This window comes from Endothiovibrio diazotrophicus, from assembly GCF_054657215.1.
Genome location: NZ_BAAHXB010000273.1, coordinates 1 through 1066 on the forward strand (window position 1 = coordinate 1; position 1066 = coordinate 1066).

The 1066-nt window shown below is 63.9% G+C and carries 1 protein-coding gene and 1 pseudogene; one reads left to right on the forward strand and one right to left on the reverse strand.

Annotation, left to right across the window (positions count from 1 at the left end; all coding sequences use genetic code 11):
• Positions 1 to 516 (reverse strand): annotated as a pseudogene (locus ACYQ2W_RS26355) (hypothetical protein); the annotation flags it as partial.
• A 55-nt stretch (positions 517 to 571) separates the two neighbouring features.
• On the opposite strand from ACYQ2W_RS26355, the gene ACYQ2W_RS26360 reads away from it, so the two are divergent.
• Positions 572 to 778 (forward strand): RepB family protein, encoded by a 207-nt coding sequence (locus ACYQ2W_RS26360; RefSeq protein ID WP_459874061.1) that lies wholly within the window; start codon positions 572 to 574, stop codon positions 776 to 778.
• Positions 779 to 1066: the final 288 nt, after the last annotated feature.

Sequence of the window (1066 nt, forward strand, 5' to 3'; positions counted from 1 at the left end):
TCCGGTGGCCTCCGCCACCTCCTCCCTGGCCATCCCCTTCGCCAGCAGCGCCACGGCGACCTTGCGAACGCCTTCCGCCCGTCCGCGTTCCAGACCTTCCGCCAAGCCGCGCTCCATACCCTCGGCCGTCCCCGTCTCCCGCCCGCTTTCCCATTGCCTCGCCGCCACCAACCGCCCCCACCGCTCCATCGCCGCCCGATCCTCCACCTCCGGCAGCGGCGGCAACTCCAGCACCTCCCCGTCCTCCGGCAGCGCGGGCAGCTCCCCAGCTGCGTCACTGCCGCAGAACGACGCCAGCTTCTCCCGGCAAGCCCGCAACACCCGCGCAGCCAGATCCAGCACCTGTGCCCGCAGCACCGTCAGCTCCTCCTCGCTGATCCGGTAGCTCTTGGAGTAGCGGGCGTCGATATAGGCCTTCTTCAACAGATCGAAGCGCGCCTTGTCCGCCTTCTCCTCACGGGGCAGGTCGTAGCCGGAGAAGTTGCGATGGATGTTCCCGGAAGCTCCGCTTGACAAAAATCACGCACTGATGATTGCATGATCATGCATTGAGTAATGCGGAGAAACACCATTGACGCCACGCAAGAAGCAATACGGTACCCCCACCGAAGGACAAAGGGCCTACGAAGATCGCCTGAAAGCGGCTGGAAAACGCAGAGTATGCCTGTGGGTCAGTGAAGAGGCCGCGGGATATCTGAAGATGCTGGCGGCTGACAGGAGCCAAACCCAGGGAGAGGTGGTGGAGGCATTGATTCAGGCGGAGGCGGAAGGGCGTTGAAGCGGGCAACCGGGTGGATTGCGGCCACCCGGTCCCCTGACCACAACCCACCTGACAAAGGAGGTGAATCACGGCTGTCGGACAGCATATCACGCAGGCTTTCGGGAACGACTCGCGGCGGCGGGGGAGGAGGGCGGATGTCTTGCCGCTCCACCTGTTGCGCAATCGGGATACCGAGAGGAGGCGTGAGCTATGAAGTGGCATGAATTGGGGCCGGATGGCAATCCGTTGATCGGGTCGTTGCCGAGCGATACGATGACCAAGGTCGACGCGGTGATGGCGCTGCTT